The organism is Spirillospora sp. NPDC046719 (genome assembly GCF_040645715.1).
Lineage (GTDB): Bacteria > Actinomycetota > Actinomycetes > Streptosporangiales > Streptosporangiaceae > Spirillospora.
The window spans coordinates 1-8,458 of record NZ_JBEYYT010000405.1 but is presented as its reverse complement, the minus strand read 5'-3'; the positions used below and the strand labels follow the sequence as shown (position 1 = coordinate 8,458).

Here is an 8,458-nt window from a genome sequence, read left to right as displayed (position 1 = left end):
GAACGGCACCGCCTTCGTTCCGCTGCCCGACGCCCGCGACTACGCCCCCACCTACACGACGCTCCCGGCCGATCCCATCGGGAGCCAGCTCGTCCGGGCCGCCGTCGGCCTCGGCGGCGGCGGGCTCGTCGCCGCGCTCGGCGCGCTCGGCGGACTCGCGCTCGATCACCTCGACGGGCACCAGCGACAGCTTCCCGCGCTGGTCGATCTCGGTGACCTCGACCTGGATCTTCTCGCCGACGCCCATGACGTCCTCGACGTTCTCGATCCGGGCGCCGCCGTGCAGCTTGCGGATCTGCGAGACGTGCAGCAGGCCGTCCTTGCCGGGCAGCAGCGACACGAACGCGCCGAACGTCGTGGTCTTGACGACGGTGCCGAGGAACCGCTCGCCGACCTCCGGCATGTGCGGGTTCGCGATCGCGTTGATCGCGGTCCGCGCGGCCTCGGCGGACGGGCCGTCGGTCGCGCCGACGTAGATCGTGCCGTCGTCCTCGATCGTGATGTCGGCGCCGGTGTCGTCCTGGATCGAGTTGATCATCTTGCCCTTCGGGCCGATGACCTCGCCGATCTTGTCGACCGGGACCTTGATCGTGATGATCCGCGGCGCGTTCGGGCTCATCTCGGCGGGCGCCTCGATGGCCTCCTGCATCACGTCCAGGATCGCCAGCCGGGCGCCCTTGGCCTGCTTCAGCGCGGCGGCCAGCACCGAGGCGGGGATGCCGTCGAGCTTGGTGTCGAGCTGCAGCGCGGTGATGACGTCGCGGGTGCCGGCGACCTTGAAGTCCATGTCGCCGAAGGCGTCCTCGGCGCCGAGGATGTCGGTCAGCGTGACGTACTCGCCGCCCTCGCTGATCAGGCCCATCGCGATGCCCGCCACCATCTGCTTGAGCGGGACGCCCGCGTCCAGCAGCGACATGGTGGACGCGCAGACCGAGCCCATCGAGGTGGAGCCGTTGGACCCGAGCGCCTCCGACACCTGCCGGATCGCGTACGGGAACTCCTCGCGGGACGGCAGCACCGGGATCAGCGCGCGCTCGGCGAGCGCGCCGTGCCCGATCTCGCGGCGCTTGGGCGAGCCCACCCGGCCGGTCTCGCCGGTGGAGTACGGCGGGAAGTTGTAGTTGTGCATGTAGCGCTTGGTGCGCTCGGGGTTCAGCGTGTCGATCATCTGCTCCATGCGGAGCATGTTCAGCGTCGTCACGCCGAGGATCTGCGTCTCGCCGCGCTCGAACAGCGCCGACCCGTGCACCCGCGGGAGCACGTGCGCCTCGGCGGTGAGCTGGCGGATGTCCTTCAGGCCGCGGCCGTCGATGCGCAGCCCGTCGCGGATGACCCGCTCGCGGACGAGCTTCTTGGTCACGGCGCGGTAGGCGGCGGAGATCTCCTTCTCGCGGCCCTCGAACTGCTCGCCGAGCTTCTCGACCGCGCCGGCCTTGATCTCGTCGAGCCGGGACTCGCGCTCCTGCTTGCCGGCGATGGTCAGCGCCTGCGCGAGGTCCTCGCTGACGGCGTCGGTGACGGCGGCGAGCACGTCGTCCTGGTAGTCCAGGAAGATCGGGTACTCGGCGGTCTCCTTCGCGGCGACGGCCGCGAGCTCGCTCTGCGCCTGGCACAGCACCTTGATGAACGGCTTGGCCGCCTCGAGGCCCTGCGCGACCGTCTCCTCGGTCGGGGCGGTCGCGCCCTCGGCGACGAGCTTGAGGGTGTCGCGGGTGGACTCCGCCTCCACCATCATGATCGCGACGTCGCCGTCCTCCAGCACCCGGCCGGCCACGACCATGTCGAAGGTCGCGCGCTCCAGCTCCGGGTGGGTCGGGAAGCCGACCCACTGGCCCTCGATCAGCGCGACGCGGACGCCGCCGATCGGGCCGGAGAAGGGCAGCCCGGCGAGCTGGGTGGACATCGACGCGGCGTTGATCGCCACGACGTCGTACAGGTGGTCGGGGTGCAGCGCCATGATCGTCTCGACGATCTGGATCTCGTTGCGCAGCCCCTTGCGGAACGACGGCCGCAGCGGGCGGTCGATCAGCCGGCAGGTCAGGATCGCGTCCTCGGACGGCCGGCCCTCGCGGCGGAAGAACGAGCCGGGGATGCGCCCGGCCGCGTACATCCGCTCCTCGACGTCCACGGTCAGCGGGAAGAAGTCCAGGTTCTCCTTGGGCTTCTTCGACGCGGTGGTCGCGGACAGCACCATGGTCTCGTCGTCGAGGTAGGCGACGGCGGAGCCGGCCGCCTGACGGGCCAGCCGGCCCGTCTCGAAGCGGATGGTGCGGGTGCCGAACGTGCCGTTGTCGATCACGGCCTCGGTGCTCTGCGCTCCGTCGATGCGCACGGCTTCTGTCACGGGAAACCTCCTCAGGTTTCGGCGTCGGTCCTCGCGGCCGTTTCCCGTGGCTTGTCACGCTGCCGGTCTTCGATCGAAGCACCCGGATCGTCAGGTCCGCCGATGCGGCGGAACGGATCCGGAAGCCACTACCGAGGACCGGCCCGCACCAGCGGTGTCCGCGAGGGTCTTCTCTTCGGTTTTACCGCCGGGCGGGCCGTCGCGGCCCGCCCGGGTCATAGAAAGAGAGGGAGCGGCCCGGCGGGCCACTCCCTCACCGTGCTAGCGGCGCAGACCGAGTCGCTCGATCAGCTGCCGGTAGCGGTTGATGTCCTTGTTGCTCAGGTACTTCAGGAGCCGGCGACGACGGCCGACCAGCAGCAGCAGGCCACGGCGGCTGTGGTGGTCGTGCTTGTGCTCCTTGAGGTGCTCGGTCAGATCGTTGATGCGGCGCGTCAGCAGCGCGACCTGGACCTCCGGGGATCCGGTGTCACCCTCAGTGGTCGCGTACTCGGCGATGATCTGGTTCTTGGTGGCGGTGTCGAGCGACACGTGGCTCCTTCGATGAGATCGTCACCCGCAGATCCGGGCCGGTGGGCACTCGGGTCCGCATGGTGCGTTTTGAGAGGTGGCGGGCCGCATGAGGGTGCAGCCCAGCCGCGCCGGGACCCACCCGGCGACTCTTCACCGTACCATGTCGGCCTGACCGCATTACCGGCCCGAGAACCTCGCTTGACGGCCTCAGGAAGTGATCTCGCGGGCCCTCGCCACGTCGCGGCGCATCTCCTCGATGAGGGCCTCGATCGAGTCGAACTTCAGCGTGTCGCGGATGCGGGCGGTGAAGTCGACGCCCATGTGCTCGCCGTACAGGTCGAGGTCGTCGCGGTCGAGGGCGTACGCCTCGACGGTCCGCTCCCCCGCGCCCTCGAACGTCGGGTTCGTGCCGATGGAGATCGCGGCGGGCCAGCGGAAGCCGGGGTAGCGGTCGGTGTCGGCGACGAGCCAGCCCCCGTACACACCGTCCGCGGGGATCGCGGTGTGCGGCAGCGTCTCCAGGTTCGCGGTGGGGAAGCCGAGCGCCCGGCCCCGCTGGTGGCCGCGGACGACCACGCCCTCGACGCGGTGCGGGCGGCCGAGCGCCGCGGCGGCGCCCGCGACGTCGCCGGACTCCAGCCGCTCGCGGATGTAGGTCGAGGAGATCGTGTCGCCGTTGGCGACCAGCGGCATGCCCTCGGCGGTGAAGTCGTACTTTTCGCCGAGCTCCTTCAGCAGCGCGACGTCGCCCTTGGCCTTGTGCCCGAACCGGAAGTCCTCGCCGACGATGACGTGCGCGGCGTGCAGCCGGTCCACCAGGACCTGCTGGACGAACTCGTCCGGCGGCGTCCTCGACAGGTCCAGCGTGAACGGCACGACCACGACGGCGTCGGTGCCGAGGCCCTCCAGCAGCTCGATGCGCCGCTGGGTGGTGGCCAGCAGCGGCGGGTGGGTGCCGGGCCGGACGACCTCGTCGGGGTGCGGGTCGAAGGTGATCGTCACCGAGCGCAGGCCGCGGCGGCGCGCCTCCTCGGCGGCGGCGCCCACGATCCGCTGATGACCGAGGTGCACCCCGTCGAACACCCCGATGGTGACCACCGAACGGCCCCAGTCGGCGGGAACCTCGTCGAGGCCATGCCAGCGCCGCACCATGCTCTCCCTGCGTAGGACGTCCCCTGCGGGTTCTTCTGTCGACATAAGGGTGCCATGCGCCGTCCGGTGCCGTTACCGAGGGGGCGCGCTTCGGGCCCGCCCGGCCGTCACCCGGCCTGGTAGACGACGAACGAGACGGCGATGTACTGCAGGACGTACGCGGCGAGCGTGCAGGCGTGGAACACCTCGTGGAAGCCGAACCAGCGCGGCGACGGGTTGGGCTTGCGCAGCCCGTAGACGATCCCGCCGACGCTGTAGCAGATGCCTCCGAGCGCGACCATGAGGCAGGCGACGAGGCCCGCACCGTCCAGGAACTGCGGCAGGAAGAACACGGCGACCCAGCCCAGCACGATGTAGAGGGTCACGTAGAGCGCGCGCGGGGCGCCGATCCAGGTGGTGCGGAACACCACACCGGCGACGGCTCCCGTCCACACCGTGATCAGGACGGCGATGCGGACGCCGCCGTCGAGGGCCAGCACGGCGAACGGCGTGTAGGTCCCCGCGATGATCAGGTAGATGTTGGCGTGGTCGAAGCGGCGCAGCACCTCGATGAGCCGGTGCGAGTCGGCCTGCCGGTGGTACGTCCCCGAGATCCCGAACAGCAGCCCGGACGTGGCGACGTAGACGGCCGAGGAGAGCCGGGCGAGCGGGGTGGGGCCGAGCGCGACGAGCACGAGCCCGGCCACCATGACGGCGGGAAACGCGCCGAGGTGCAGCCAGCCGCGCATCCGCGGCTTGGTCGGGGACGCGACCGCGGCGCCCGCTTCCGGGTCGCCGGCGGGGTCGGTCACGGGATCGGTCACCGTGTTCATTGGCAGCCTCCTCTGCAACTAACCTACGGTCACGTAGGTTACGCCACCGTAGGTTCGCGCGCACCGCCGCCGCGAGGTGACGCTCGCCACGCGCCCCTCCGCCCGGCGAGCGCGGACGTCCGTCGACACGCATGATCCGTTGCCCGGGCCCCGGTTCTCAACCCCCGGCCGGGCCCCGGTTCTCAACCCTGGCCGGGGCCGCCGCGTCAGCCGACGAAGACGGCGAGGGGCTTGGCGACCCGGCCCTGCTCCTCGACCAGGGCCAGGAGGGTCCCGTCCGGCGCGAACACGCCGACGGGGCCCGGCCCCAGGCCGGCCGCGGCGAGACGCCCGCCGTGCGCGACCTTGCGGGCGTCGTCCTCCGACACGTCCCGGCGCGGGAACGCCGCCGCGACCGCCTCCGCCATCGGCAGGATCTCCAGCTTCTCGCCGAGCTGGTCGAGCGTGCGGGCCATCGCTAGGTCGTACGGGCCCACCCGGGTGCGCCGCAGCGCCGTCAGGTGCCCGCCGCAGCCGAGCGACGCGCCGAGATCACGGGCCAGCGCCCGGATGTACGTGCCGGACGAGCACGACACCGACGCGTCCACGTCGATCACCTCGCCGTGCCGGCGGACGTCCAGCACCCGGAACTCGTGCACCGTCACCGGCCGCGCGGCGAGCTCGACCTCCTCGCCCTTGCGGGCCATCTTGTACGCCCGCTGCCCGTTCACCTTGATCGCGCTGACCTGCGGCGGGACCTGCTCGATCGGCCCGGTCAGCGCCGCGATCCCGGCGGCCAGCGCCTCGTCGGACACCCCCGCGGCGGACGCGGTGGCGGTGATCTCGCCCTCGGCGTCGTCGGTGTTGGTCGACTCGCCCAGCCGGATCGTCGCGTCGTACCCCTTCTCGGTCAGCGCGAGATGGCCGAGCAGCCGGGTCGCCTTGCCGACGCCGAGGACGAGCACGCCCGTCGCCATCGGGTCCAGCGTCCCCGCGTGGCCGACGCGCCGCGTCTTCGCCAGCCGCCGCATCTTCCCGACCACGTCGTGCGAGGTCCAGTCCGCCGGCTTGTCCACGATGACAAGTCCCGAGTTCTCCACGCGCGCGCTCTCTACTCGTCGGTCTGCTCGTCGGTGCGGTCCGGCCCGCGCAGCGCGGCCCGGAGCCGGTCGATGATCCAGGCGGGCTCCCCGCCCATGGTGAACGCGGCGGCGGTGCGGTGCCCGCCCCCGCCCAGCGCCACGCAGGCCCGGCCGACGTCGACCGCGCCCTTCGCGCGCGTCGACACGTACCACTCGCCCCGGTCGTTCTCCTTCAGCACGACCGCGACCTCGGCCTCGTCGGTCCGCCTGAGCTGGTCGATCACGCCTTCCAGCTGGTCGTAGGGGACGTCGCGGGCCTCCCGGTCGGAGCGGGCGATCGTCGTCCAGACCAGGCCGCGGCCGTCCGCCGCGTCGCGCTCCAGCCGGGCCCGCGACAGCGCCCCGGCCAGCACCTGGAGGTAGCCGAACGGCGCCCGGTCCCACAGCTCCCGGCTCACCTCCTCCGGCCGGACGCCCGCCGCCAGCAGCCGCCCCGCCAGGTCGTGCACCTCCGGCGTCGTGCACGGGTACTTGAACGAGCCGGTGTCGCTGGCCAGGCCCGCGTACAGGCCCTGCGCGATGTCGCCGTCCAGCGGCACGCCGAGCCGCCGGATCAGCTCCTCGACCAGCACCGCCGTCGCGGCCGCGTCGGGATCGACCAGCCGGACGCCGCCGAACCCGACATTGGACGCGTGGTGGTCGATGACGATCAGCGCGCCGGCCCGCCCCGCCGCCTCCGCGAGCGACCCGAGCCGCGCCTGCCCCGCCGCGTCCAGGGAGATCATCAGTGCCGGCGCGGCCGGCATCCGGGCGGGCTCGACCAGGAACTCCTGGCCCGGCAGGAACCGCAGGATCGCCGGCACCGCGAACGGCTCGCCGAACGAGGCCAGGCAGCGCTTGCCCAGCGCGTGCAGCGCCTGCGCGAGCGCGAGCATCGAGCCGAGCGCGTCCCCGTCCGGGGCGATGTGGCAGGCGAGGCACACCTCGTCGGCCGCCTCGATCAGCTCGACGGCCCGGTCCCAGTCCAGGCGGTCAGGGGCGGCGTCCGGCGCGTCGGACCAGTCGGCTCCATCGGTGCCGCCGGCCGCGTCGGCTCCGTCGGTGCCCGTACCGGCGTACTCGGTCTCCGGCGGCGCCATCCGGACGGTTGCCGGCACCGCCGCCTGTGCCTCGGCACCGTTCACCCCGGCCCCGTTCGGAGCCGAGCCGTTCGCCCCGGCGCCGCCGGAGCCGGAGCCGTTCACCCCAGCGCCATTCGGAGCGGCCCCGTTGGAACCGGCCCCGTTCGAAGCGGAGCCGCCAGCCTCGGAGCCGCCGGACTCGGAGCCGTTCGAGATCAGGGCGGGCTGCGCCGGTGAGCCGCCGCGGACGCCGCCGCCGCGCGGCACGATGTCATGGCCGCTCGCCAGGTGACCGCCCATCCCGTGCAGGGCGCACTCCCCGGTCCGGGCGGAGCCCGATGCCTCCGCACGCCCCTCCGGCCCGTTCACGACGACGGGCGTCCGGACCGGCCGTCCTCACCGTCCTCCGCGGCGCCCAGGTCGTCCAGATCCTCGTCCTCGTCGAGGTCCTCGGCGGAGGGGGGCTCGCGGTAGGGGTTCGCCTCCCCCGCCGGGGCCGCGCCCTGCGCTGCCCTCGCCACCTCGGCGTCCCTCGCGCGGGCCTTGGCGAGCAGGTCGTCGATATGCGCCGCGTTCTCCATCAGGGAGTCCATGACGAACGTGATGCTGGGCGTGTGCCGGACCCCGGTCTTCCTGCCCACCTCCGACCGGATGACGCCCTTGGCGCTCTCCAGGGCCGCCGCCGTCTCGGCGCGCTCGCCGTCCGACCCGTACACCGTGTAGTACACGGTGGCGTCGCGCAGGTCGTTGGTGATGCGGGTGTCCGTCACGGTCACGAAGCCGAGCCGCGGATCCTTGATCCGCCTCTCCAGCATCTCGGCCACGATCTGCTGGATGCGGTCGGCGAGCTTGCGCGCCCGAGCTGCGTCCACCATGATCGCACTCCCTTTCTCTATGGTCGCGAGGTCCCGCTGGGGACGAACCCCCGCGGGCCCCGGTGTGCCGGCCGGCCGTCCTCCGCTCCGCCGGGGCGGCGCCGGGACTCCGGCCGGTCAGTCCTCGTCGTTGTACAGCCGCTGCCGCGCGGACAGCAGCTCGATCTCCGGCCGCCCGAACACCAGGCGCTCGCACTGGTCGAGCACCTGGGTGCAGTTGGCCGCGGTGCCCGAGACCACGGCGATCCCGATCTCCGCTCTGCGGTGCAGGTCGTTGTCACCGGTCTCGGCGACGGCCACCCCCGGGAAGTGCTTGCGCACCTCGGCGATGATGGGCCGGACCACCGACCGCTTCTGCTTCAGCGACCGTACGTCCCCCAGCAGCAGGTCGAGCGTCAGAGCACCCACGTACACCTGGTCGATCACCTCGGGATCCACAGTAGGAACGACGGCGGTCGGCCGCCGTGTTCCCGGGCCGCCCGGCGGGCGGGCGCCCGGGAATGACAGACGCCAGGCTAGAAGAACCGCCTGGCGTCGTGTCACATTTTCTCACCGGTCCGTCCCGGACGGCCGCCCGCGC

At 72.4% G+C, this 8,458-nt stretch carries 8 protein-coding genes; all 8 read right to left on the bottom strand.

Translation table 11 applies throughout. From position 1 onward, the window contains the following. The coding region (locus ABZ914_RS40965; protein WP_500200021.1) for a polyribonucleotide nucleotidyltransferase at positions 1-2,344 on the bottom strand (2,344 nt) is incomplete at its 3' end. Positions 2,345-2,605: 261 nt separating this feature from the next. Next, positions 2,606-2,875: a 30S ribosomal protein S15 gene (rpsO, locus tag ABZ914_RS40960; protein ID WP_021599383.1), complete on the bottom strand. Its 270-nt coding sequence runs from the start codon at positions 2,873-2,875 to the stop codon at positions 2,606-2,608. 189 nt (positions 2,876-3,064) lie between these two features. After that, entirely contained in the window at positions 3,065-4,006 is a 942-nt protein-coding gene (locus tag ABZ914_RS40955) for a bifunctional riboflavin kinase/FAD synthetase (protein ID WP_500200023.1), read from the bottom strand. A gap of 110 nt (positions 4,007-4,116) precedes the next feature. After that, entirely contained in the window at positions 4,117-4,821 is a 705-nt protein-coding gene (gene trhA, locus ABZ914_RS40950) for a PAQR family membrane homeostasis protein TrhA (RefSeq protein ID WP_500200020.1), read from the bottom strand. Positions 4,822-5,027: 206 nt separating this feature from the next. Further along, positions 5,028-5,900 (bottom strand): tRNA pseudouridine(55) synthase TruB, encoded by an 873-nt coding sequence (gene truB, locus ABZ914_RS40945; RefSeq protein WP_500200019.1) that lies wholly within the window; start codon positions 5,898-5,900, stop codon positions 5,028-5,030. Between the two features lie 11 nt (positions 5,901-5,911). Then, positions 5,912-7,066, bottom strand: coding sequence for a DHH family phosphoesterase (locus ABZ914_RS40940; protein WP_500200018.1), 1,155 nt, complete (start codon positions 7,064-7,066; stop codon positions 5,912-5,914). 302 nt (positions 7,067-7,368) lie between these two features. After that, positions 7,369-7,878, bottom strand: coding sequence for a 30S ribosome-binding factor RbfA (rbfA, locus tag ABZ914_RS40935; protein ID WP_500200017.1), 510 nt, complete (start codon positions 7,876-7,878; stop codon positions 7,369-7,371). 117 nt (positions 7,879-7,995) lie between these two features. After that, positions 7,996-8,304, bottom strand: a complete 309-nt coding sequence (locus ABZ914_RS40930; protein WP_347256664.1) for a DUF503 domain-containing protein — start codon at positions 8,302-8,304, stop codon at positions 7,996-7,998. Between the last annotated feature and the right edge of the window lie 154 nt (positions 8,305-8,458).

Coding starts and splice junctions, on each gene's coding strand:
- trhA (WP_500200020.1), bottom strand. CDS start 4,821: ATGAACACGGTGACCGATCCCGTGACCGACCCCGCCGGCGACCCGGAA.
- rbfA (WP_500200017.1), bottom strand. CDS start 7,878: ATGGTGGACGCAGCTCGGGCGCGCAAGCTCGCCGACCGCATCCAGCAG.